This is a genomic window from Kribbella hippodromi, assembly GCF_039531045.1.
GTDB classification, from domain to species: Bacteria; Actinomycetota; Actinomycetes; order Propionibacteriales; family Kribbellaceae; genus Kribbella; species Kribbella hippodromi.
In genome coordinates this window covers 42,986-66,783 of sequence record NZ_BAAAPH010000012.1, presented here as the reverse complement: position 1 = coordinate 66,783, position 23,798 = coordinate 42,986, and the positions used below count along the sequence as shown (strand labels likewise).

The window sequence follows — 23,798 nt, the reverse complement described above, 5'->3', positions numbered from 1 at the left end:
GCGAGACCTGCCGAGGAACAGCCTCGCGCAATCAACACCAGCGAGACCTGCCGAGGAACAGCCTCGCGCAATCAACACCAGCGAGACCTGCCGAGGAGCAGCTTCGTGCGCTCAGCGCCAGCGGGATCTGCTGAGGAGCAGCTTCGTGCGCTCAGCGCCAGCGGGATTTGCTGAGGAGGGCGGCCGCTGCGGCGACGCCTGCTGTTGAGGTGCGGAGGACGGTGTCGCCCAGGCGGACCGGAGCGGCGGTTGTGGCGAAGGCCGCAAGCTCGCTGGGGGCGATGCCGCCTTCGGGCCCGATCACGAGGACGATGTCTCCGGTGGTGGGTGGCTGCAGGGAGGCGAGTGGAGTGGTGGCTTCCTCGTGCAGTACGACCGGCAGCGCCGCGCCGGCGAGCAACCGCGCGACCTCCGCCGTACTCGCGATCGGGGTGACCTCGGCGAACCACGTACGGCGCGACTGCTTGCCGGCCTCGAACGCCCAAGCGCGCCATTTCGTCAGCGTCTTCTCGACCCGCTCGGGGTTGGCACGGAACTGACTGCGCTCCGCGTTCCACGGGACGATCACGTCGGCACCGACCTCGGTCAGCATCTCGACCGCCAACTCCGCCCGCTCCCCCTTCGGCAACGCCTGCACCACCACAACCCGCGGATCCGGCGCCCGCTCGGTACCGCGCTCCTCCACAGCAACCGTCACCCCACCCTTCCCGGCCTGCACAACCGGCCCCTCAGCCCAACTCCCCCGCCCATCAGTCAGCCGAATCCGTTCCCCTATCCCAATCCGCCGCACCACCGCCGCATGCCGCCCCTCAGCCCCACCAAGCACCAACTCACCACCCCCCACCCCAGCACGCCCCACCTGAGCACCACCCACCGCACTACCACCCACCCCAGCGCGCCCCACCTGGGCACCACTCACCGCAGCACCGCCCACTCCGGCACCCCCCACCCCGGCACCACCCACCGCAGCACCGCCCGCCGGGGCACCGCCCAGCTCAGCACCCGCCACGTCACCCCCGGCCAGCCCAGCACCCGCCACCTCAGCGTGAAAGAACACCGCGACACCCATCCGCCCGACTCCTCCAATTCACTGACTGAGACAGCTCGCCCCTCAACCGCAGGCTCGCCCCTCATATTTCCAGGAGACAACCCCCACTCACGCAGGCAACCCACCACTCGCGCGGGCAACCCTCCCGAACGCCCCGCCGCCCAAGCACCGCGCGGCACACCTCATCTGCCGAGAGAGCGAGCTTGCCCCCCCAAGCTGCAGGGTTGACCCCTCGTACTTTCAGGGGGCAACCCACCACCTGCGGGGGCAACCCCCCACTCACGGGGGCAACGTCGCGCTCGCGGAGCTAACCGACCACTCGCGGGGCAACCCTCCCGAACGCCCGCCGCCCGGGCGCCGCGCCGCACACCTCGCCTGCCGAGGGAGCGAGCTTGGCCCTCGAGCTGCAGGGTTGGCCCCTCATATTTTCAGGGGGCAACCCACCACCTGCGGGGGCAACCCCCCACTCACGGGCGCAACGTCGCGCTCGCGGAGCTAACCGACCACTCGCGGGTCAACCCTCCCGAACGCCCGCCGCCCGGGCGCCGTGCCGCACACCTCGCCTGCCGAGATAGCGAGCTTGGCCCTCGAGCTGCAGGGTTGACCCCTCACATTTTCAGGGGGCAACCCACCACCCGCGGGGGCAACCCTCCCAGCGCGCCGCCCTGCGGCTCGTGCGCCGTGCAGGCATCGTGAACCGCGCGGGCACCACGGACCGCGCGGGGGTGCAGCACGCGGGGATGGTGCTGTACGCGGGGTGGTGCGGACCGCTCGGTGGTGCGGCCCACGCGGGGCGTGCAGTACGCCGGGGGTGCAGTACATGGGCGCTGCAGTACACGGGTGCTGCGATACGTGGGGGTTGTTCGTGGTGCAGGCGGTCTCCGCCCCGTCACCGCTGGACGGGGGTGAACGTTAGTGGGCGCCGAAGGCGTCGCGGAGGCGGCCGAAGACGCTTTTGTGGGTGGCTTGGACTTGGCCTTGGGGGCGTTCCTCGTCGCGGGCGACGGCGAGTTGACGGAGCAGTTCGGCCTGGGCGTCGTCGAGTTTGGTGGGGGTTTCGACGATGACCTGGACGATCAGGTCGCCGCGCCCGGCGTGCCGCAGCCGCGGGACACCTCGCGCGGACAGCGTCTGCGTCGTCCCGGACTGCGTACCGGGCCGCACCTCGAGCGGCGTCGTCTCACCTTCGAGCGTCGGCAGATCGATCGTCGTACCGAGCGCGGCCGCCGTCATCGGCAGGGTGACCGTGCAGTGCAGGTCGTCGCCGTTCCGGGTGAAGATGTCGTGCGGCTCGACCTCGATCTCGACGTACAGGTCGCCGGCCGGGCCGCCGCCGGGACCGACCTCGCCCTGACCGGACAGCTGCACCCGCGTACCGCTGTCGACGCCGCCCGGGATCTTGACCGTGACGGTACGACGGGACCGGACACGACCGTCTCCGGAGCACTCGACGCACGGGTTGGGGATCGTGGTGCCGAAGCCGCGGCAGTTCGGGCACGGGCGCATGGTGCGTACCTCACCGAGGAACGACCGCTGCGTGTGCGTGACCTCGCCACGCCCGTGACAGATCTCGCAGGTGACCGGCTCGGACCCGGCGGCCGCGCCGGACCCGCTACAGGTCGGGCAGAGCACGGCGGTGTCGACCTTGAGCTCGCGGGTGGTCCCGAAGGCCGCCTCGGCGAGATCGATCCGGAGCGGGATGAGCGCGTCCTGACCGCGCCGGGTCCGCGGCCGCGGACCGCGGGTGGCGCCGCCGGTCTGGCCGAAGAACGCGTCCATGATGTCGGTGAACGTGAACGCCTGCCCGAAGCCCGCGCCGCCCGGCCCGCCGGCCGCGGAGGCGAACGGGTCGCCGCCGAGGTCGTGCATCTGCCGTTTCTGCGGATCGCTGAGCACCTGGAACGCGCGCCCGATCTCCTGGAACTTCTGGTGCGCGTCCTCGGAGTCGTTCACATCCGGGTGGTACTGGCGCGCCAGCTTGCGGTACGCCTTCTTGATTTCGTCCGCGGACGCGTCACGGCTGACGCCGAGGACGGCGTAGTAATCGGTGCTCATACTCCAGACCAGGGGGTTGGGAGGATCTTCAGCATATTCGTCTTCACTGTCAGGACTCGGCCAGGATCTGGCTGACATACCGGGCGACGGCACGCACCGCGCCCATCGTGCTCGGGTAGTCCATGTGGGTCGGGCCGACGATGCCGAGGGTGGCCAGCGCCTCCGACTTGGACCCGTACCCGGTCGCGACCACCGAGGTGGTGGCCAGCTCCTCGAACGGGTTCTCGTGCCCGATCCGGACCGTCAGGGTCTGCGGGTTGGTCGCCTCGCCGAGCAGCTTGAGCAGGATCACGTGCTCCTCCAGCGCTTCCAGCACCGGTTTCACGTTCCGCTCGAAGTCGTCGCCGTACCGGGTCAGGTTGGCGGCGCCGCCGACCGCGATCCGCTGCTCGCCCACCTCGTCGGTGAACGTCTCGAACAGCGTGGTGACGACCGCCGCGACCAGCGACCGGTCGCCCGGCGCGAACAACTCGGGTACGCCGGCCAGCACCGTCGCCGCGTCGGTCAGACGCTGCCCGGCGAGGGCGGTGTTCAACCGCGAGCGCAGGTCGGCGATCAGCTGCTCGTCGACGTCGTGCGGGTGCTCGACGATCCGCTGCTCGACCCGGCCGTTGCTGGTGATCAGGACGAGCAGCAGCCGCCGCGGGCTCATCGTGACGACCTCGATGTGCCGCACGCTCGACCGATTCAGCGACGGGTACTGCACGATCGCGACCTGGCGGGTGATCTGGGCGAGCAGCCGGACCGTACGGCGGACGACGTCGTCCAGGTCGACTGCTCCGGCCAGGAACGAGGTGATCGCCTTCTTCTCGGCGACCGACAGCGTCTTGACCGTGCTCAGCTTGTCCACGAACAGCCGGTACCCGGCGTCGGTCGGGATCCGGCCGGCGCTGGTGTGCGGCTGGGTGATGTACCCCTCTTCCTCCAGCGCGGCCATGTCGTTGCGGACGGTGGCCGGCGAGACGCCGAGGTTGTGCCGGTCGACCAGCGCCTTCGACCCGATCGGCTCATGGGTGGCCACGTAGTCCTCGACGATGGCGCGGAGCACATCCAGCTTGCGGTCGTCCAGCACGCGCACCACCCTCTCAGACGTCTCGACGGACCCTCGGGCTCAAGGGCCTTGGCACTCACAAGTTCGGAGTGCCAGTCTAGGCGGTCTCGGGCGACGCTCCCAACGGAACGGCCGCGGGGCGTGCCACAGTGCTCGCCACATCGAGCGGCTGATCCTGGATCGCCGAGTCGACGAACGACTCCAGCACGTCGAGTACGTGGTATGCCAACGCTCCGTCCGCGCGATGTGGCTCACCGTTGCGTACTGCCCGCGCCAGGTCCGCGACACCTACACCCCGGCCCGCACCGGCGTACCCGCCGGCAACCGGGACCTCGGTCCACTCGCGCCGCTCGGGGGTCACGATCTCCACCGTCCCGTCGAACGCGTTCGGGTCCGGCACGGACAGGCTGCCGTCCGTCCCGTGCACCTCGATCCGGGGCAGCCGCCCGGCCCAGACGTCGAACGACATCAGCACTGTGGTCAGAGCGCCCGACTCGTGCTCCAGCACCCCGGTGACATGCGTCGGCACCTCAACGTCGAACACGGTCCCGGCGCGTGGGCCGGTGTGGACCGTCCGCTGCTGTTTCGCCCGGCCCGCGCGGGCGGTGACCCGGACCACAGGTCCGAGCAGCGTCACGAGGCTGGTCACGTAGTACGGGCCCATGTCGAGGACCGGACCGCCGCCGGGGCGGTAGTAGAACTCGGGTGCCGGGTGCCACAGCTCGTGGCCGGGGGTGACCATGAACGCGGTCGCGGCGTGTGGGGTGCCGATGTCACCGCGGTCGATCGCCGCGCGAGCCGTCTGCGTACCGGTTCCGAGGACGGTGTCCGGTGCGCAGCCGATGCGCAGGTCGTTGGCGGCGGCGTACTTCAGCAGTGGTTCGGCTTCGGCGCGGTCCATGGCCAGTGGCTTCTCGCCGTACACGTGCTTGCCGGCCGCCAGCGCGGCCTGGTGCACTGCTGCATGCGCCGCGGGGATTGTCAGATTGATGACAATCTCAACGTTGTCAGCCGCGTACAACTCCTCCGGCGTCAGCGCGCGGATGCCGTCGTGCTCCGTCGCGATCGCCTCGGCGCGACTCCGATCCAGATCCGCAACCGCCACCACCTCGACACCCGGCAGCTTGTCCAGGTGGTCCAGATACGTGCCGGAGATGACGCCGGTCCCGACAATCCCGACCTTCGTCACCGCCCCCGCCCCGGCGCTCACCGCACCCGCCCCGTCGCCCTTCGCGGGGCCGGTCATTTGCTTGCCCACAGGAGGCCGCGCTCGATGATTGTGCGGACCTCGGGGGTTTCCAGGTCGTCCAATTTGTGGCCGACCGTGCAGACGAAGACCTTGCCTTCGCCCCAGGTGCGCGTCCAGATCACCGGCATCACCGCGCCCTCGATCCACGGGTAGTCCGGGTGCGCTTCGAACGTCGTCGTCGCGAGCACCCGGTTCGTCGGGTCGGCGTGGACGTAGTACTGCTCGGTGTGTACGTCGAAGTGCGCAATGTTGTCGACAATCGGATCGTCGGCAATGATGTCGACCCGATAGTCGGTGAACCCGTGCGGATGCGAGATGAACTGCCCGCCGGTGATGAAGCTGTAGTCCACGTTCTTCCGGAACGAGTCGGCGATCCCACCGTGCCACCCGGCAAACCCGGTACCGCGCCGGATCGCCGCCTCCAGCCCCTTGAAGTGGTCCGGCTCGATTTCGCTCATCGTCACGCACTGCACGATCAGGTCGACGCCGTCCAGGTCGAGGTACGCCTCGGTGCTTCCGGAGACGGTCACCTCGTAGCCGTTCTGCTCCAGGAACGGGATGAACAGGTCGGTCGCCTCGACCGGGGAATGCCCTTCCCAACCGCCTCGCACCACCACAGCACGTCGTGTCGTCACACCGGCCACCCTTCGAAAGTTTCGGAACCGCGATCGGAACACTTGCGACCTTAAGTCGGCCGAAGCAGGCCTGCCAACCACCAGGCCCAAGGAATGGGCGGTGAGGTGTCCGGCTCGGCGCGTACGGCGCCGCCGGTGCTCCGGCGCGGGCACTAGGCTCAAGGGATGGGCTGGAAGTTCTGGAAGCGCGAACCGAATCCGATGGACCCACAGGAACTGCTCGCGCGCGGCCACGAAGCCGGGTCGCGCCCGCAGGACGTGTTCCCCTCACCGGACGCCTCTCCGTCACCGGGCACCTCGCCTTCACCGGCCACCTCGCCTTCACCGGGCAGCTCGCCGTCGTCAGGCACCTTTCCGCCGCGGCCGCAGGACGTGTTGCCGGTCGGGTCGTTCGGGCTGACTGTGGAGGACGTGTTCTCGATCACCGGTCGTGGAACGGTCGCGACCGGCCGGATCCAGACCGGCACGGTGTCGGTCGGCGAGCAGCTGATCGTCAACCGGGACGGCCGGCCGCTGCTGCAGGTCGAGGTGACCGGGATCGAAATGTTCCGCAAGACCGTCAAGACCGCGAAGACCGGCGACAACGTCGGCCTGCTGCTCCGGGGCACCAAGCGCGACCAGGTCCTCAAGGGCGACGTCCTCAGCAAGTAGCAGTGTCAGCAAGTAGCAGCGTCAGCAAGAGCAGCGTCAGCAAGGAGCAGCGTCGGACGACCGCTTCCTCGGCTTCGCTTTCCGGCAAGTAGGGTCTGATCCATGAGCGCTTGGGCCGAAATCGGCGATCGCACCTGGGTCCGCCGGTACGACGAATGGGATCTGAACGTCGGCCTCGTCGTCGGCGCCGACGGTGCGCTGGTGATCGACACCCGCGCCACCACCGCCGAGGCCGAGCAGCTCCGCGAACACATCCGTGAGCTCACCGACCAGCCGGTCAAGTGGGTCGTCAACACGCACGCCCACTTCGATCATGTGGCCGGCAACAGCGTCTTCACCGACGCGACCGTCTACCTGCACGAGAACGCCGCCGCCGAGGAGAACCTGGCCGGAACCAGGTTCGCCGCCGCCAAGGTGATCGACCTCGGCGACCGCCGCGCGGAGCTGTTGCACGTCGGCAACGCGCATACCTCCGGCGACATCGTCATCGCCGTACCGGACGTGGACGTCTTCTTCGTCGGCGATCTGCTCGAGGAGTCGGCCCCGCCGTCGTACGGCCCCGACTCGTACCCGATGGAATGGCCGGACACGATCGAGGCAGTGGTCGGGATGATGACACCGGCCGTGAAGATCGTTCCGGGGCACGGTGCGGTGATCGACATCGAGTACGCGCGGGATCAGGCCATCGAGCTGGGCAAGGTCGCGAACACGATCTCGACCCTGCACCACGCCGGCACGTCCCTGGACGACGCGCTGAAGCACACCGAGGACTGGCCCTGGCCGGTCGACAAACTCCAGGACGCGATCCGCCGCGGCTACCAGGCACTCGGCACGCCCCAACGCCCAACTCTCCCCCTGCTCGGTCCCTAACTGAACCAATCCGTTGACACGGACTCCGCTCGTCGCGCAACTTGTTCGGTACGGACTTCGCCCGACCGGATGGGGTGGGACTTGTGGCCATCAGTCAACGGATCGAACAGACCGTTCACCCCGACGGACGAGTCGAGCTGACGGACCCGCAAGCACTCGCCACGAGTCCGTACGCGAACGCCGAACTCGCACCGACCCGGCTACCCGAGCGATCCTGGACGACGTACAACTACGCCGCCCTCTGGATGGGGATGGCGCACAACATCCCCAGCTACCTGCTCGCGTCCGGCCTGGTCGCGCTCGGGATGAACTGGCTGCAGGCGTTCCTCACCATCACGCTGGCGAACCTCATCGTCCTCGTTCCGCTGCTGCTGAACAGCCACGCCGGCACCAAGTACGGCATCCCGTTCCCGGTGTTCGCGCGCGCGTTCTACGGCGTCCGCGGCGCGAACTTCCCGGCGCTGTTGCGGGCCTTCATCGCCTGCGGCTGGTTCGGTATCCAGACCTGGATCGGCGGCCAGGCGATCTTCGTGATCGCCGGTGAACTGCTCGGCAAGAGCTGGACCGGCGCGTCCGCGATCGGCGGGCATCCGTGGACGATGTGGCTGAGTTTCGGGTTCTTCTGGCTGCTCCAGATGCTGCTGATCCTCCGCGGCATCGAAGGCCTGCGCCGGTTCGAGAACTGGGCCGCCCCGCTGGTCACGATCGCCTTCGTGGCGCTGATGGTGGCGGTGCTGGTGAAGGCCGGCGGCTTCGGGCCGATCCTGTCGCAGCCGTCGAAACTCGGCTGGGGCTCGGACTTCTGGAAGATCTTCCCACCGTCGCTGATGGGCATGATCGCGTTCTGGGCAACGCTTTCGCTGAACATGCCGGACTTCACCCGATTCGGGAAAGGCCAGCGGGCGCAGGTCTGGGGCCAGGTGATCGGCCTGCCCACGACGATGTCGTTCATCGCGCTGGTCTCGATCATCACCACCTCGGGTACGGTCGTGCTCTACGGGTCGGCGCTCTGGGATCCGGTCGAGCTCACCCGCCGGTTCGAGAACCCGGTGGTGGTGACGATCGGCCTGGTGATGGCGATCCTCGCGACCATGTCGTGCAACGTCGCCGCCAACGTGGTCAGTCCCTCGTACGATTTCGCGAACGCCCTGCCACGCTGGCTGAACTTCCGGACCGCCGGCCTGGTCACCGGCGTGATCGGCATCGTCATCCAGCCCTGGCGGCTGATCTCGGATCCGTCGATCTACATCTTCGTCTGGCTGTCCTTCTACGGCGGCCTGCTCGCGTCGGTGGCGGGCGTACTGATCGCCGGGTACTGGCTGATCGACCGCACCAACCTGTTCCTGGCCGATCTGTACCAGCGCGACGGCCGGTACTGGTATGCAGCCGGCTGGAACTGGCGTGGTGTCGTCGCGACGCTCTTCGGCTCACTGCTCGCGGTCGGCGGCGCGTACTCGAACCCGGGCGCCGGCCCTTTCCCGGCCGATGGCCTGATCCCATTCCTCAAACCGCTGTACGACTACTCCTGGGCGGTCGGCCTGGTCGTCGGCTTCGTCACGTACTTCGTCCTCACCCTGACCGCGCCGAGCCGCCAGTCGACCGCCTCACATGCGGCTCCGAGTTATTAGAGTTGGCGCGTGGCTGACAGGTATGGGAACGACGTACTCGCGGGTGACTGGCGCAAGCCCAAGAACGGGCGGACAGTCGAGGTCGAGATCTCCAAGGGGATGGTGGTCGAGGAGCCGACGTCGGGGTTCGTCGGCGCGATCGTGCGCTGGGAGCACGGTGTGGTCGACCTCGAGGACCGGCACGGCAACATCCGGACGTACCCGCTCGGCCCGGGGTTCTGGCTGGACGGCAAGCCGGTCAGCCTGAAGCCGCCGAAGAAGGCCGGCCCGGCGAAGAAGACCCGGACCGCGTCCGGTTCGGTCGCGGTGGACAACGTCCGGGCGAAGGTGGCCCGGGCCAGCCGGATCTACGTCGAGGGCCGGCACGACGCCGAGCTGGTGGAGAAGGTCTGGGGTGACGACCTGCGGATCGAGGGCGTCGTGGTCGAGTACCTCGAAGGCGTCGACGACCTGGTCGAGATCGTCAACCGGTTCCAGCCGGGACCGGGCCGGCGGCTCGGCGTCCTGGTCGATCACCTGGTCGAGGGCTCGAAGGAATCGAAGATCGCGGCCCAGGTGAACAACCGGTACGTGCTGGTGGTCGGCCACCCGTTCATCGACATCTGGGAAGCGGTCAAGCCGTCGTCGGTCGGGATCAAGGCCTGGCCGAAGATCCCGCGCGGGCAGGACTGGAAGAAGGGCGTCCTGCAGTCGTTCGGCTGGCCGGCCACCGACCAGGCCGACGTCGCGGCGGCCTGGAAGCACATCCTGTCCAAGGTGAACAGCTTTGCCGATCTCGACCCGGCGCTGCTCGGCCGGGTCGAGGAGCTCATCGACTTCGCGACGCTCGACTGATCGCGGGCATCCGGCGTTCGAGCCAGGCCCGGATCAAGCGGCGCGCCCGGCGTACGTACCAGGTGATCGCGCCGAGGACCGCACTCGCCGCAAGGATGGCTCCGGCCAGTACCGCGGCCACGATGCGTACGCCGGCCTGCTCCACCGCCACGGCGATCACCAACAGCACCACCCCAGCCGCGGCCGTTGCTATCGGCAACCATGGCTCGAAGATCGGCGGCCGCTGCGCCGGGCTCAGCTTCGCGCCGCGGACCAGCCGCTCCCACAGCGCCTGCCGGGCCGGCTCGGTGAACCAGCGTGCGGTCCGCAGCAGCCACGTACCAGGCTGGTGCTTGCGGCTCGCGGCCGCCTTCACCCAGGCGCCGACCTGTGGACCGAGACCACCGGACACGTCGACCATCCGGTCGGCCAGACCCTTGGTGATCGCGCGGCCCTCCGGCGACTCGTTCAGCTCGTCCCGCATCGTCACCATCGCGCCCAGCCCGGCGCCGATCGGGAAGTCCTTCGCCAGCCGCAGGATCCGCTCGGCCACCGTCTCGAGCGGCCAGCCCTCCGCCTGCAGCACCTGACGCTGGGTCTCGCGAATCCAGTCCACGTCCGCGCCGAGCATCGCGCCCACGTGCGCGACGCAGTGCAGCCGACCCATCAGCCAGTCCCAGCGCCGCCAGTCCGCCGCGCCGAACGCACCGAAGTGCCCGACCTGACTGCCGTACAGGATGCGGTCCTTGAGCTGGTTGGCGATGGTTCCTTCCGGCAGGTCGTCCAGTACCGCGAGCGGAATGTCCGGCCCGAGGCGCAGGAACTGGAACGGGGCGCTGCGTTGTTCCGGCGTACGCGACGAGGTGCACCGGGACACGATCTCCACCTCGAGGGCGATGTCGACGAGATCCCCGCCGACGACCGCGATCAGCTCCGCGAACGCGTCGCCGAGCGCCCGCTGGACCTGCAGTTGCTCGAAGATGTCGGTCACGCCGACGGCGACCGCCTCGGCGCCACCGGCCGGCCGCAGGTCGAGCTGCGCCTCGGCCAAGCGCACATCCAGCGCGTCCCGAACGGCCTGCACCTTCAGCAAGCAGTTGCTTGCCGCGGTCAACCTTTTGTCCAGCTCGGCGCGCTCGCCGGCCGGCGCCGAACTGACCCGACCGCGCAACGAACGCAGGATCAGCCGGACGATCCGCTCGGCCGCGCCGGTCCCCCACAACCAGCTCGGGTTGCCTTCGGCATCGTTGCGCAGTGCAACGGTCGAACCATCCGGTCCGGGCACCCAGGGATGGTCGGTGCCGAGGATCTCGTCGATCTCCGCTTCGGAAAGCGCGGTCGCCGCGTCCAGTACGGTCGACTGGTCGTGACTCGCGATCGTGACCGCTTCCCAGACCCCACCGGCCGCGCGACCACGTGAGTACGCGGGCTGCAGCGCGGTCGCGGCAGCCTGCAACCGGCCCCGTTCTTCTGGTTGCGTGAGGCAACGGTCGAAGAGCCGCTGGGTGTCGGACCAGGACGCATCCGCCTCCAGCAGCAGGCGTTCCAGCTGCTCGACATCGGAACGAAAGTCCACCTCGCGCGGGAACTGCACCGCCGACATGGCGGCGACGCGCCAACTCGGCTCGTGCGCCCCGGCGGTGGCTGTCGATGCGTGACCGATCCCGGCGGACGGTACGACATACAGCACGTACCTGGTCGCTTTGCCGTTCACCGGCCGGCGCGCTACGACATCAAGGACCGGACCGAACGGTGCATTGTCGAGTACGCCACCGTCGACGAGCCAGGACCCGGACTCAGCCGGGCAAGGCCGAATGCGCGGCGGTCGCGCAGCCAGCTCCGGCGTCTCCAGCACCGGCCCGAACGCAGCCGGAAACGACGCCGACGCCCGCGTGGCCCGGGCCAGCAACTCGGTGTCCTGCAGCGCGTTGTTGTCCTGAAGGGTGAACTTCCGGTGGGTTCCGTCGTACGTCGGCGCGTCCTCGCTGGTGAACCCGTACAAGTAGCGGTGATCGGGTACGGCGAACGCCTGCCCCGCCGCGTCCTTCGCCTCGAACTGCTGCACGCCCAAACCGGAAGCGGTGACGAACAAGGTGACCGGCGCCTCGGCGGCCCGCTCGCCCGCGGCGGCGACGTCCTTGAGCAGCCCTTCGAGCTGACGCAGGAAGTACTTGCCGTCCAATACCGAGGTCGATTTCACGTTCGCGGCCGGGACCAGCTTGCCGACGTCGAGCGAACCGAGCCCGACCCACTTCTGCCGCAGCCAGGGCCCCTGATCGCCGTCGGGATCGAGGGTCGAACCGTTGGCGATCGCGGTCGCCAGCAACGACCCGTTCAGGCCGCCGGCGCTCGTGCCCGCGATCACGTCGACAACCACGCGGCGACGCTCTTCGCCCCGGTGACACAGCTCCCGCCAACGCTCGGCGAGCACCTTGTCGTACGGTTGCGGACCCGGCGCATCGGACGCACCGGACGCACGCCGAATCAGATCCAGCTCGTGCGTCACCCCACCCATCCAGACCGCCAGGCTGACACCACCGTTCAGCACCAGCGCGATCCGGATCTCATGGTCGGTCCTCAAGACGCCGCCTCCCTAGTCGTGGACTGGGATATTACGGGGCGCCGAGGGTGAGGGTGGTGGTCGCGGGCGTGCCGGAGCGCACGTACTGCAACTCGACCTTGTCACCTGCCTTACGGGTCAGGGTCGCGACGACGAGTTGCTCGCTGTTGGTGGCCGGCTTGCCGTCGATCTGGGTGATGATGTCGCCCGGCTGCAGACCGGCTGCGGCACCGGGGCCTTCGACGGCGAGTACGAACAACCCAGTGACACCTGACTGCCGTACGAGGGCCGGCGGGATCGTCTGTACTTGCAAACCGGTCGTCGGATGACCTGGTTTGCCGGTGCCGATCAGCTGATCGGCGACCGGTTTCGCCACATCCACAGGGATTGCGAACCCAAGACCGACACTGCCACCACCGGCGACTCCGCCCGCGTTCGGGACCGTCGCGATCGCCGCGTTCACTCCGACCAGGTTGCCGGCGCAATCCACCAAAGCACCGCCGCTGTTACCGGGGTTGATCGCGGCGTCCGTCTGGATCGCGCCGATCAGGTGATGCGTCACGCCTTCGCCCGGCACCGGTACGTAGCGGTCCAGCGCGCTGACGATTCCGGTCGTGACCGTACTGCTCAGTCCGAGTGGTGCGCCGAGTGCGACGACCGGCTGGCCGACCTGCAGGTTCGCGGACGATCCCAGCGCGATGACCGGTTTGTTCTTCGCCGCGTCCGCTGCTTTCAGTACGGCTAGATCCGTACTCGGGTCACGTCCGACGATGGTCGCGTCCGACGTCTGGCCGTCGCTGTACCGGACCGAGACGCTCCCGCCCGCGCCGGCGGCCACCGAGATCACGTGGTCGTTCGTCAGGATGTACCCGCCGGCCCGGAACACCTGCCCCGAACCGGTCCCGCTCTGCCCGCCACGCTGCGCCGAGATCGTCACGATCGACGGCAGGACCTGGTTCGCCACCGGGACCGCGGCGCACATCGCCGTACTGGTGTCGGAAGTGCCTGATGGAGTCGCGCCGGCCGTGTTGTCGTGCTGCACCAAGAGGAAGATCAGCGCGGTGACGAGGGCACCGACGGCCACCCCGGCCGCAGCCGCGACCAGTAGCAGCCGGGTCGGTCGGCGGCCCTGAATCGGGCCGGAGGATCCGCTGTCAGCCTGGACCATCGCCACCCTCCTCATGGTCCGCTCACGGAGCGCAGTTTCGACGCTACCACCGTGACGCGGCCAGTGGCAGGGGCCGTTACGCGCTGTCGCGGATCACGAGTTCGGTGCTGTAGATCTCCGGCGTGGTCAGATCGGCGCCGGCGATCTTGGCCAGCAGGATCTCGGCCAGCCGCGCGCCGAGCTGCTCCACCGGCTGCCGAACCGTGGTGAGTTTTGGCGTGGTCGTCGTGGCCAGCACCGAATCATCGAAGCCGACCACCGCGACGTCCGCGGGCACCCGGCGCCCGCGACCGGCAAGTACACGGAGCGCTGCGGTGGCCATCAAGTCGGAGGCAACGAACAGGGCATCCAGGTCGGGGCGGTCGTCGAGCAGCCGGAGGGTGGCCTGTTCGCCGCCGTCCGCGGTGAAGTCGCCGTACCCGATCACCTCCGGCAGTCCGGCCGCCTGCATCGCCTGCTTGTACCCGGTCAGGCGATCGAGGCCCGCGGTCATGTCGAGCGGTCCGGCGACGGTGGCGATCTTCGTACGACCGATCGACAGCAGATGCTCCACCCCGGTCCGCGCGCCCGCGACGTTGTCCACGTCGACGCTCGCCACCGGTACCTCGACACCGAGCGGCCGGGCGCTGAACACGATCGGCAACGGCAACTGCGCCAGCTCCTGCAGGATGTTGTCGCGGCCGTGATGACTGATCACGATCGCACCGTCGACATGACCGCCGCGCAAGTACCGCAGCAGCCGCTGGTCATCGGCTTCGGCCGGCTCGATCAGTAGTACGAGCTGCGAGGGCGTCGGCGCGAGCGTCCGGCTGACCCCGCTGAGCATGCCCGCGAAGAACGGGTCCGAGAACACCCGGCTGTCCGGCTCGGGCACCACGATCGCGACCGAGTCCGTCCGGCGCGTCACCAGCGCGCGGGCGGCCCGGTTCGGTACGTACCCGAGCTCGCCGATCGCCCGCTCGACCGCGGCGACCGTGTCCGGCAGCACCTTCGGCGATCCGTTCACGACCCGGGACACGGTGGCCCTGGACACCCCAGCGAGTGCCGCGACCTGCTCCAGGGTCGGAGAACCCGACTGAATCAACGGCCCTCCTCAGCTCTCGTTCGGCCCGCGATCACACCGTAGTACTTCCCCGGGCCTCGCGTGCTGGGGCGACCGAGTCGCGGACTGCCACCACCGTGCCGAGGGTGGTCATGGACTGCTGGTGCGCGAATGGGTCGGCCGGCTCACGGCAGGAGGTCTCGGACTACCGCGTCCGCGAGCAACCGTCCTCGGTCCGTCAGCACCAACCGGTTGCCGGCGACGGTCGCCAGTCCGTCCGCGACCACCTCGTCCACCGCCGCTAGACCGGCCGCGTCGAGGACATCCAGCGGAAGACCAGCCGCAAGTCGTACCTCAAGCAGAACCCGCTCAACCCGCCGCGTCTCCGCGTCCAGCGTCTCCCGCGCGAACGCCGGACTCGCCCCCGACGTGATCCGCTCCGCATACGCACTCGGATGCTTCACGTTCCACCACCGCACCCCACCCGCATGGCTGTGCGCCCCCGGCCCAATCCCCCACCAGGTATCCCCACGCCAGTAGAGCTCGTTGTGCCGGCACCGCGCCGCCTCATCGCGCGCCCAGTTGGAAACCTCGTACCAACGCAGTCCCTCAGCTGACAACATCTCGTCAGCCAGCACGTACTTGTCCGCCAGATCATCATCGTCCGGCATCGGCAATTCACCCCGCCGAATCCGCCGCGCCAGCTGCGTACCGTCCTCGACAATCAGCGCATAAGCGCTGACATGATCCGGCTGCGCCGACAACGCCGACTCCAGCGACGCCCGCCAATCCGCAAGCGACTCCCCCGGCGTCCCATAGATCAAATCAAGATTCACATGCTCGAACCCCGCAGCCGTCGCCTCCTTCACCGCCTGCAACGCCCGCCCCGGCGTGTGCTGACGATCCAGAATCTTCAGGACATGCGACGAAGCGCTCTGCATCCCAAAACTGACCCGCGTGAACCCCGCCTCGAGCAGCCCCTCCAAGTACGCCGGATCCACCGACTCCGGATTCGCCTCGGTCGTCACCTCGGCATCCGCCGCGAGCCCGAACTCATCGCGTACGGCAGCCAGCATCTTCCCGAGATCGGCCGCCGGCAACAACGTCGGCGTACCCCCACCGAAGAACACTGTGTCGACCGGCCGATCCACACCTTGCAAGACCCGCCGCGCCAGCCGCACCTCTTGAACGGCCGTCTCTGCATAAGACGCCTGCGACCCGCCGCCACCAAGCTCCTTCGCGGTGTACGTGTTGAAGTCGCAGTACCCGCACCGCGAAGCACAGAACGGTACGTGCAGGTAGAACCCCAACGGCCGGGTCGCGGCCTCGCGGACGGCAGCTTCCGGCAACGCCCCGTCCGGGGGCGCAACCTCCCCCTCGGGCAATGTCGACGGCACCCACCCATCGTACGGACGCCGGGTACCGAACAACGGGTACTCCCCCGCCCGGCCGCACCCCTCCACGCCTGACCGCAGCACCGAACGGCCGAGATCGGCCCACCACTACCCGTCCTTCGGTACCGGTCCGCACAGTTGTCACTCGATCGCAGCGATTCTGCTGTCGCGGAGCGTGCTGGCGCGGTTACATTCGGCTCATGGAGACCGAGGCTCAGCCCGTCGGACGTGGCACCCGGAACGCCGTAGTCGTCGCGATCATGCTCGGCATGCTGCTCGCGGCGCTCGACCAGACCATCGTCGCGACCGCGCTGCCGACCATCGTCAGCGACCTGGGCGGCGCGAACCACCTGTCCTGGGTGGTCACCTCGTACCTGCTCGCCGAGACGATCATGACCGCACTGATCGGCAAGTTCGGCGACCTGTACGGGCGGAAGCCGATGTTCCTGCTCAGCGTCGTGCTCTTCCTGGCCGGGTCCGCGCTCTGCGGGATGGCCGACTCGATGCTCTGGCTGGTCGGATCGCGCGCGATCCAGGGCCTCGGCGCCGGCGGGCTGATGGTGACCGCGATGGCGGTGATCGCGGACGTCGTACCGCTGAGCGAGCGCGGCAAGTACCAGGGCGTGATGGGATCGGTGTTCGGCGTCTCGACGGTCGCCGGTCCGCTGCTCGGCGGGTTGTTCGTCGACCACCTGAGCTGGCGGTGGGCGTTCTACGTCAACCTGCCGCTCGGCATCCTGGTCCTGGTCGTTGCCTCGATCACCCTTCCGTCGGTGAAGGCAGCGGTCGGCCCCAAGATCGACTACCTCGGCATCCTGTTCATCGGGCTCGCCGCGACCGGGCTGACCTTGGTCACCACCTGGGGCGGCAACGAGTACGCGTGGACGTCGACCGTGATCATCGTGATGGCAGTCGGGTCGATCGTCGCGCTGGTGCTCTTCGTCCTTGCGGAGCAACGAGCCGCCGAACCGTTGCTGCCGTTGCGACTGTTCCGGTCCGGGGTGTTCACGGTGTGTTCGGTGATGAGCTTCATCATCGGGTTCGCGATGCTCGGCGGCGTCACCTACCTGCCGACGTACCTGCAGTTCGTCCACGGCGCATCGGCGACCGAGTCGGGGCTGCAGATGCTGCCGCTGGTGTGCGGTCTCCTCGTCGCTTCCGTAGTGGTTGGGCAGATCATCAGCAAGACCGGGCGGTACCGGCTGTTCCCGATCGTGGGCACGGTACTGATCGGGTTCGGGCTGTTCTTACTGTCGCTGCTTGACAACCAGACGTCGTACCTCGAGACCGCGGGGTTCATGGTCGTACTCGGGCTCGGTGTCGGACTGTGTATGCCAGTGCCGACTGTGGTCGTGCAGAGCACGGTCGACTACGCGGACCTCGGTGTCGCGACGTCCGGTGTGAGCTTCCTGCGCACAATGGGCAGTTCCTTCGGCGTCGCGGTGTTCGGATCGATCTACTCGCATCAACTGCCTGAGCAGCTGGCCGGTGCGGTACGGGCGACCGGGGTCGATCCGCGCGTGGCATCCACCGTCGAGGGCGTACGCTCGCTGCCCGGCACCGTCCGATCGACGATCACCGCGGCGTACGCCGACTCGCTGCATGTCGTCTTCCTCTGGGCCGTACCGGTCGCCGCGCTTGGCTTCATCACCGCCTTGCTGCTGAAGGAGGTTCCGCTGCGGGACAGCGCGCGGATGGCGGCGTCCGATGTCGGCGAGAACTTCGCGGCGCCCGCCTCCTTCGACTCGGAGCATGAGCTGCAGAAGCTGGCCGCGCTGGTCGTACGCCATCACAAGCGCAACCCGGCGCCCGAAGTGCTCGTGCAGTCGGGGCTGCCGCTCAGCCATGCGCAGGCGTGGATGATCATGCGGGTCTTCCGCGGCGGCGCTGAGAAGGGGTCGGCCACGCTGGCCGAGATCACCGGTGATTTGCGGATGCCGCCAGGGGCGCTGGAACCGCTCGCCGCGCAGTTGGTTGCCGCTGGCTACCTCTCCGAGACGCTCGGTCATTACCGCTTCACCACCGAGGGGCTGGAGATGTTCCAGCGCTTCGTCGGCGCGTTCCGGCTCTGGATGCTGAACCACCTGACCGACTGGGATGTCGAGAACTCCGAGGCGTTCTCGCACGCGGTGGACCGGATCGCGGAGCAGATGATCGATCAGGGGCAGTCGCTGACGACCGGGAAGCACGCGGCCGCGCTCACCAACAGCTGACCTACACCTGACCGACAGCTGACCGACAGCTGGGCGGCACGATTGCGCGGTTCGGGCTGGTCGGCGCGCACAGGTGCGCGGATTGGGCGTCGGGTTGAGATCGGACCGGCAGTTTGGGCGGCATAGGCCGCAAAAGTTGCGCGAGATGAGCAGGAATCGGCGTTCTGGCTGCGCGGAACGCTAGACAGCGCGCGATTCGCGCAGTAGCGTGCTCCGCACAGTCTTCACCCATGCAGGTGATGGGAGTACGGCAGGAATGCCGTCGGGTGCCAGGAGCGGGTGACCTCCGCCGCCGCATGCCCGCCTGCCTCGGAACGTTTTCCCAGCGCGAAGGAGTACCCAGATGGGGACGATGCGGTTCGCCCGTGTTATCGCCTCGGTCGCGGTCATCGGACTGGCCGCCGGTGCCTGTTCGGGGCAGAGCGGCGACGAAGCCGGCGGTGGTTCCGGCAGCACTCAGTTCAGTTACCGGCTGCCGGACCGGTTCAAGGCCTGGCTGGACGACCTGAACTGGCTGCCGGAACTCGAGAAACAGTCCGGCGTGAAGGTCGAGACCTTCGATGGTGGCCCGGAGGACGGGTACTACCAGCAGCTCGATCTCGCGCTCAGTTCGGGCAAGATGCAGGACGCGGTGATCGCGAACATCTCCCAGACCGAGGTGTACGGACAGCAGGGCGCTTTCCAGGACCTGGCCCCGCTGATCGAGAAGTCCGCGCCGAACCTGAAGAAGTACATCGACGCGAACCCCCGGTACAAGCAGCTGATCACCGCGAAGGACGGCAAGGTCTACGGTCTGCCGGCCGAGTCACCGCGGATCTCGCCGGTGACGTTCTACCGCTCGGACATGCTCAAGGCCGCGGGCGTCAGCAAGCCGCCGGCCACGATGGCCGAGTTCACCGACGCGCTGCGGACGCTGAAGAAGCACTTCGCGAGCACCAAGAACTACTTCCCGCTGACCGGCCGGGACGCCTTTCTGCGCTGGGCGTACGTGTACGACGCGGCCTTCCGCGCGGACGCCGACGGCACCGTGCACGGGATCGCCGACGACAAGCTGGGCAACACCGATCTGCTCTCGCCCGGGTTCAAGGACATGATCGCCTGGTACCAGCAGCTGTACGCCGAAGGCCTGGTCGACCCGGAGTGGATCGCCGGTGCGAACACCGAGGACAGCTGGCAGACGAAGATGCTGACCGGGCGCGGCAGTGTCTCCGACGACTTCTTCACCCGGCCGAGCTGGTTCCTGAACAACGGCGGCCCGAAGAACGACCCGAAGTACGCGATCGACGTGCTGCCCGCGTTCAAGACCACGACCGGTGCCCAGGGCAAGGTTCCGGCGAACCCGCGATGGAACCTGAACCGGGTCTTCGCGATCAGCTCGACCGCGAAGAACGCCGACGCGATCATCAAGTTCATCGACAACCTGTACTCCGAGAAGGGTGAGACGGCGATGCACTTCGGCGTCGACGGGACGTCGTACAAGGTGGTCGACGGCAAACCGCAGTACACGCTGGACTTCGCGGTCGAGGGCAACAAGCCGGCCGGGACGAAGGCGTGGAACTTCCTGCAGGACCGGCTGACCTTCCCGGCGCCGGTGGACAACCAGGCGTACTACCAGTGGATGGACAAGAAGACGAAGTCCTTCGCCGGGCAGTACTTCAACGCGTACCTGACCGACACGCCGGTGATCAAGTACGACGCCGATCAGCTGAAGAAGCGCACCGAGCTGCTGGCCGCGGTCGAGCCGTTCGTACTCACCGAGCTGACCAAGTTCGTCAACGGGAAGCGGCCGATGAGCGAGTGGGACCAGTTCGTCGCGGACGCGAAGCAGAAGGGCTACCAGCAGCTCAACGACATCGAGAACGCCGCCTGGTCCGCGACGAGCAAGTGAGTCGATGATGGCGACGACTGAACTGACCCGCCCGTCCACCCGGCCGGCCGCCAGCAAGCGGCCGGCCGGTGGGCGCGGCCGGCTGGCCCGGCTGGGCCGGTCCTTGCGGCGCGACAAGTTGCTGTACCTGATCCTGGTTCCGGGCCTGATCCACCTGGTGGTGTTCAAGTTCGCGCCGGTCGGTGCACTGGTGATCGCGTTCCAGCAGTACAGCCCGTTCCAGGGGATCAGCGGGAGCAGCTGGGTCGGGCTCGACCAGTTCCACCGGTTCCTGACCGATCCGGCTGTGCTGAAGCTGGTCAAGAACACGGTGATCCTTGCCTTTGGCACCTTGTTGTTCTCGTTCCCGGTGCCGATCGTGTTCGCGCTGTTCCTGAACGAAGTACGCACCAAGTGGCTGAAGAAGTCGGTGCAGACGCTCAGCTTCGTGCCGTACTTCATCTCGTCCGCGGTGCTGGTCAGCATCCTCTACACGTTGCTGTCACCGCAGGGCGGCCTGGTGAACAAGGTGATCGAGGCGTTCGGCGGGCACTCGGTGTTCTTCTTCGCGGAGCCGGGCTGGTTCCGTCCGCTGTACGTCGGGATGAGCGTCTGGCAGACGTTCGGGTACGGCACGATCATCTACATCGCGGCGATGGCCTCGATCTCCCCCGCGCTGTACGAAGCGGCCCAGATCGACGGCGCCGGCCGGTGGAAGCAGATGTGGCACGTCACGCTGCCGTCGATCCGGCCGATGATGATCGTGATGCTGATCCTGGCGATCGGCCAGGTGCTGACGGTCGACCTGGACAAGATCCTGCTGATGTACAACCCGAGCGTGTACGAGACGGCCGACGTGATCCAGACCTACGTCTACCGGCAGGCGTTCGCGTCCCGCGGGTTCCCCAACTACAGCTACGGCGCGGCGGTCGGGCTGATCCAGGGCGTGATCGCGCTGGTGATGGTCGTGACGGCCAACCGGGCTGCCAAGAAGGTCAACGATTCGGGGCTGTTCTAGATGGCGGTCAAAGCGCAGCAGTCACGGTTCAGCGCGTTCGGCGCGGTCAACGCCACGATTCTGGTGGTGATCGCGCTGCTGTGCGTCTACCCGTTCGTGTACATCATCTCGGTGTCGTTGTCGGACGGGCGCTTCGTTGCCGCCGGCCACGTGTTCGGCTGGCCGAAGGGCCTGAACATCGAGACCTACCGGTACATCCTGAGTACGCCCCGGCTCGGGATCCTGCGCGGGTTGCTGAATTCGGTTTGGTATACCATCGCCGGCACCACGTTCTCGGTGCTGATCACGTTCCTGACCGGGTACGCGCTGTCGAAGAAGCGGCTCTTCGGCGCCGGGGCGATCCTGATGGGCTTCATCGTCACCTGGATCTTCGACGCCGGCATCGTGCCGGCGTACATCGTCAACCAGAAGCTCGGCTTCGTCGACAACTGGCTGGTGATGGTGATCCCGTGGGGGTTCAGTACGTTCCTGCTGATCGTCACGATCTCCTTCCTGCGGACGATTCCGGACGAGCTCGAGGAGTCCGCGTTCGTTGATGGTGCCAACGATCTGCAGGTGATGTGGCGGATCTACCTGCCGTTGTCGCGACCGGTGATCGCCACCATCGCGATCTTCTACGCGGTGCAGATCTGGAACTCGTTCCTGGTCCCGCTGATCTACTTCCGGGACCGTTCGATGGCACCGATCCAGCTCGTCCTGTACAACTTGCTGATCGCCGGTGACGCGGACGCCGCGTCGTTCCAGCAGATCCAGTCGCACGGGCACGAGATCTATCCGGTCAACATCCAGGCGGCGACGATGGTGTTCGCGATCGTACCGATCCTCTGCTTCTACCCGTGGGCGCAGCGGTACTTCAGCAAGGGCATCCTGACGGGCGCGGTCAAGGGATGATCAGAGTCAACTCCGGCGTCGCGGCGATCTGTGACTGGATCGCCCGGCTGGCCTGGCTGAACCTGCTCTGGCTCGGTACGACTCTTGCCGGCGGCATCGTTCTCGGGGCCTTCCCGGCGACCGCCGCGGTGTACGCCGTACTGCGCCGCTGGCTGACCGATCCGGAGAGCAAGGAGCAGCGTACGGCGCGGTTGTTCTGGACCGAGGTGCGCGCTGACCTGGTCCGCGCCAACGCGCTCGGGTATACCGTTTTGGCCGTCGGGCTGCTGCTGGTCGCGGACGGCATGATCGCCCGCGGCCAAGGCGGTCCGTTCGGCCAGGTGATGTTCGCGCTCGCGGTCGCTGCCGGCGCGATGATCGCCGCCACCGTCGTCCATCTCCCGTACTTCCATGTCCGCGACCGCGGTCCGGCCCGGTATACCATTCGGACGGCGTGGTGGTACGCGCTGTCGCACCCCGCCGGTACGTTCACGATCGTCGCGGTCGCGGTGGTGCTGTCGTACGTGATGGGCCGTTACCCCGCACTGGCCGTATTCTTCGGGGTCAGTGTGGTGGGTGGGTTGACGGTGTTCCTCGACGAACGGGGGTTCAGGTCCGCGTGACGAGACTGCCTGGAGCTGATCGGCGGGCGGACATCGTCCGGCGGGCGAAGACCGTCGGCCTCGGTACGGTCGCCGAACTCGCCGCGGTATACCAAGTCGCGACGTCGACGATCCGCCGCGACCTGGCCGAGCTCACCCGCGCGGGCGAGCTGGCGCGTACGTACGGCGGCGCGATCCCGATCCTCACCTCGAACGAAGCGTCGATGAAGCAGCGGCTCGGTGAGGCGTTCGAAGCCAAGCGCGCGATCGCCCGCCGGGCCGCGGCCGACATCCAGCCGGGCGAGACGGTGCTGCTCGACGCCGGTTCGACGGTCAGCGCGCTGGCGCACGAACTGCGCACCAGCGAAGGCGTCACCGTCGTCACCACCAGCCTGGACGCAATGGTCATCCTGGCCGAAGCACCGCAGGTCCACGTCGAATGCCTCGGCGGCACGCTCCGGCACCTCAGCCAAGGCCTCGTCGGTCCCCTGACCGAAATCGCGCTCGAACGCATGACCTTCGACCGCGTGTTCCTCGGCGGCGACGGCATCTCCGCCTTCGACGGCATCTGCGAGGCGGACCTCCGGCAAACCCGGATCAAGGAAGTCATGGCCGCCCAGTCGGCCAAAACCTACGTCCTGGCCCACGCCGCCAAACTAGGCCACCGCCCCTTCCACGCCTGGGCCCCCCTCCCCACCGGCTGGACCCTAATCACCGACACCACCGCCACCCCCGAGTCCCTAGCCCCCTTCCACAACCAGGGCGTAGACGTCCAAGTAGCCCCCGCCCTCCCCTAACCCCGATCCCCCACCCCGCGAACCACTGTCCGCCGGGAGGTTCTCCACTCGCCTTGTGCGTTCTCCACCCGTATACCGCCGGAGAACCCACAACAACAGTGGAGATCCACTCTTGTAACCGACCCGCGAGTGGCACGGTACAACTGAACAGCCCTGCCAACGGACATCAAGCGCACGGAGGGGGCGGGGCGCGGCACGGCACGGAGGGGGCGGGGCGCGGCACGGCACGGCGGGACGCGGAGGGGCGCGGAGGGGCGCGGCACGGAA

General features: G+C 68.0%; 19 protein-coding genes. 10 read left to right on the top strand and 9 right to left on the bottom strand.

The features are described from left to right. Positions 1–151: 151 nt before the first annotated feature. From ABD260_RS19430 to ABD260_RS19410, 5 genes are all read right to left on the bottom strand, one after another. Entirely contained in the window at positions 152–1,069 is a 918-nt protein-coding gene (locus ABD260_RS19430; protein ID WP_344235012.1) for a 16S rRNA (uracil(1498)-N(3))-methyltransferase, read from the bottom strand. An 891-nt stretch (positions 1,070–1,960) separates the two neighbouring features. Beyond that, positions 1,961–3,103 (bottom strand): molecular chaperone DnaJ, encoded by a 1,143-nt coding sequence (gene dnaJ, locus ABD260_RS19425; RefSeq protein ID WP_344235011.1) that lies wholly within the window; start codon positions 3,101–3,103, stop codon positions 1,961–1,963. Positions 3,104–3,152: 49 nt separating this feature from the next. Then, a complete protein-coding gene (gene hrcA, locus ABD260_RS19420; protein ID WP_184834560.1) occupies positions 3,153–4,175 on the bottom strand; it encodes a heat-inducible transcriptional repressor HrcA in 1,023 nt (340 codons plus the stop codon). 76 nt (positions 4,176–4,251) lie between these two features. Further along, positions 4,252–5,400: a Gfo/Idh/MocA family protein gene (locus tag ABD260_RS19415; protein ID WP_344235010.1), complete on the bottom strand. Its 1,149-nt coding sequence runs from the start codon at positions 5,398–5,400 to the stop codon at positions 4,252–4,254. Beyond that, the gene (locus ABD260_RS19410; protein WP_344235009.1) at positions 5,397–6,038 is read right to left on the bottom strand and encodes a ThuA domain-containing protein; all 642 of its coding nucleotides are present in this window, start codon (positions 6,036–6,038) and stop codon (positions 5,397–5,399) included. The genes ABD260_RS19415 and ABD260_RS19410 overlap by 4 nt, the downstream gene beginning before the upstream one ends. Positions 6,039–6,203: 165 nt before the next feature. On the opposite strand from ABD260_RS19410, the gene ABD260_RS19405 reads away from it, so the two are divergent. The 4 genes from ABD260_RS19405 to ABD260_RS19390 all read left to right on the top strand — a co-directional run bounded on the left by ABD260_RS19405 (position 6,204) and on the right by ABD260_RS19390 (position 10,021). After that, positions 6,204–6,689 (top strand): EF-Tu/IF-2/RF-3 family GTPase, encoded by a 486-nt coding sequence (locus tag ABD260_RS19405; protein WP_344235008.1) that lies wholly within the window; start codon positions 6,204–6,206, stop codon positions 6,687–6,689. 102 nt (positions 6,690–6,791) lie between these two features. Beyond that, positions 6,792–7,559 carry an MBL fold metallo-hydrolase gene (locus ABD260_RS19400; protein WP_344235007.1) on the top strand — a complete coding sequence of 256 codons (768 nt, stop codon included), beginning with the start codon at positions 6,792–6,794 and terminating at the stop codon, positions 7,557–7,559. Between the two features lie 83 nt (positions 7,560–7,642). Continuing rightward, positions 7,643–9,187: an NCS1 family nucleobase:cation symporter-1 gene (locus tag ABD260_RS19395; protein WP_344235006.1), complete on the top strand. Its 1,545-nt coding sequence runs from the start codon at positions 7,643–7,645 to the stop codon at positions 9,185–9,187. A gap of 9 nt (positions 9,188–9,196) precedes the next feature. Continuing rightward, positions 9,197–10,021, top strand: coding sequence for a DUF3097 domain-containing protein (locus ABD260_RS19390; protein WP_344235005.1), 825 nt, complete (start codon positions 9,197–9,199; stop codon positions 10,019–10,021). Here the strand turns inward: ABD260_RS19390 and ABD260_RS19385 are convergent. From ABD260_RS19385 to hemW, 4 genes are all read right to left on the bottom strand, one after another. Then, complete coding sequence (locus tag ABD260_RS19385) at positions 9,996–12,581, bottom strand: DUF3376 domain-containing protein (protein WP_344235004.1); 2,586 nt, start codon at positions 12,579–12,581, stop codon at positions 9,996–9,998. The two genes, ABD260_RS19390 and ABD260_RS19385, sit on opposite strands and share 26 nt — an antisense overlap. Before the next feature lie 31 nt (positions 12,582–12,612). After that, on the bottom strand, positions 12,613–13,728 hold the full coding sequence (locus ABD260_RS19380; protein ID WP_344235003.1) for a S1C family serine protease: 1,116 nt from the start codon (positions 13,726–13,728) through the stop codon (positions 12,613–12,615). Positions 13,729–13,804: 76 nt separating this feature from the next. After that, the gene (locus ABD260_RS19375; protein WP_344235002.1) at positions 13,805–14,812 is read right to left on the bottom strand and encodes a LacI family DNA-binding transcriptional regulator; all 1,008 of its coding nucleotides are present in this window, start codon (positions 14,810–14,812) and stop codon (positions 13,805–13,807) included. Between the two features lie 143 nt (positions 14,813–14,955). Next, positions 14,956–16,167, bottom strand: coding sequence for a radical SAM family heme chaperone HemW (gene hemW, locus ABD260_RS19370; RefSeq protein ID WP_344235001.1), 1,212 nt, complete (start codon positions 16,165–16,167; stop codon positions 14,956–14,958). Positions 16,168–16,364: 197 nt separating this feature from the next. On the opposite strand from hemW, the gene ABD260_RS19365 reads away from it, so the two are divergent. From ABD260_RS19365 to ABD260_RS19340, 6 genes are all read left to right on the top strand, one after another. Further along, on the top strand, positions 16,365–18,377 hold the full coding sequence (locus ABD260_RS19365; protein WP_344235000.1) for an MDR family MFS transporter: 2,013 nt from the start codon (positions 16,365–16,367) through the stop codon (positions 18,375–18,377). A 343-nt stretch (positions 18,378–18,720) separates the two neighbouring features. Next, positions 18,721–20,265 carry a type 2 periplasmic-binding domain-containing protein gene (locus ABD260_RS19360; protein WP_344234999.1) on the top strand — a complete coding sequence of 515 codons (1,545 nt, stop codon included), beginning with the start codon at positions 18,721–18,723 and terminating at the stop codon, positions 20,263–20,265. A 4-nt stretch (positions 20,266–20,269) separates the two neighbouring features. Next, positions 20,270–21,262, top strand: coding sequence for an ABC transporter permease (locus ABD260_RS19355; RefSeq protein WP_344234998.1), 993 nt, complete (start codon positions 20,270–20,272; stop codon positions 21,260–21,262). Next, on the top strand, positions 21,263–22,153 hold the full coding sequence (locus ABD260_RS19350; RefSeq protein WP_344234997.1) for a carbohydrate ABC transporter permease: 891 nt from the start codon (positions 21,263–21,265) through the stop codon (positions 22,151–22,153). Continuing rightward, positions 22,150–22,755, top strand: a complete 606-nt coding sequence (locus ABD260_RS19345) for a YesL family protein (RefSeq protein ID WP_344234996.1) — start codon at positions 22,150–22,152, stop codon at positions 22,753–22,755. Before ABD260_RS19350 ends, ABD260_RS19345 begins: the two co-directional genes overlap by 4 nt. Further along, positions 22,752–23,531: a DeoR/GlpR family DNA-binding transcription regulator gene (locus ABD260_RS19340; RefSeq protein WP_344234995.1), complete on the top strand. Its 780-nt coding sequence runs from the start codon at positions 22,752–22,754 to the stop codon at positions 23,529–23,531. The genes ABD260_RS19345 and ABD260_RS19340 overlap by 4 nt, the downstream gene beginning before the upstream one ends. The last annotated feature ends 267 nt before the right edge of the window (positions 23,532–23,798 follow it).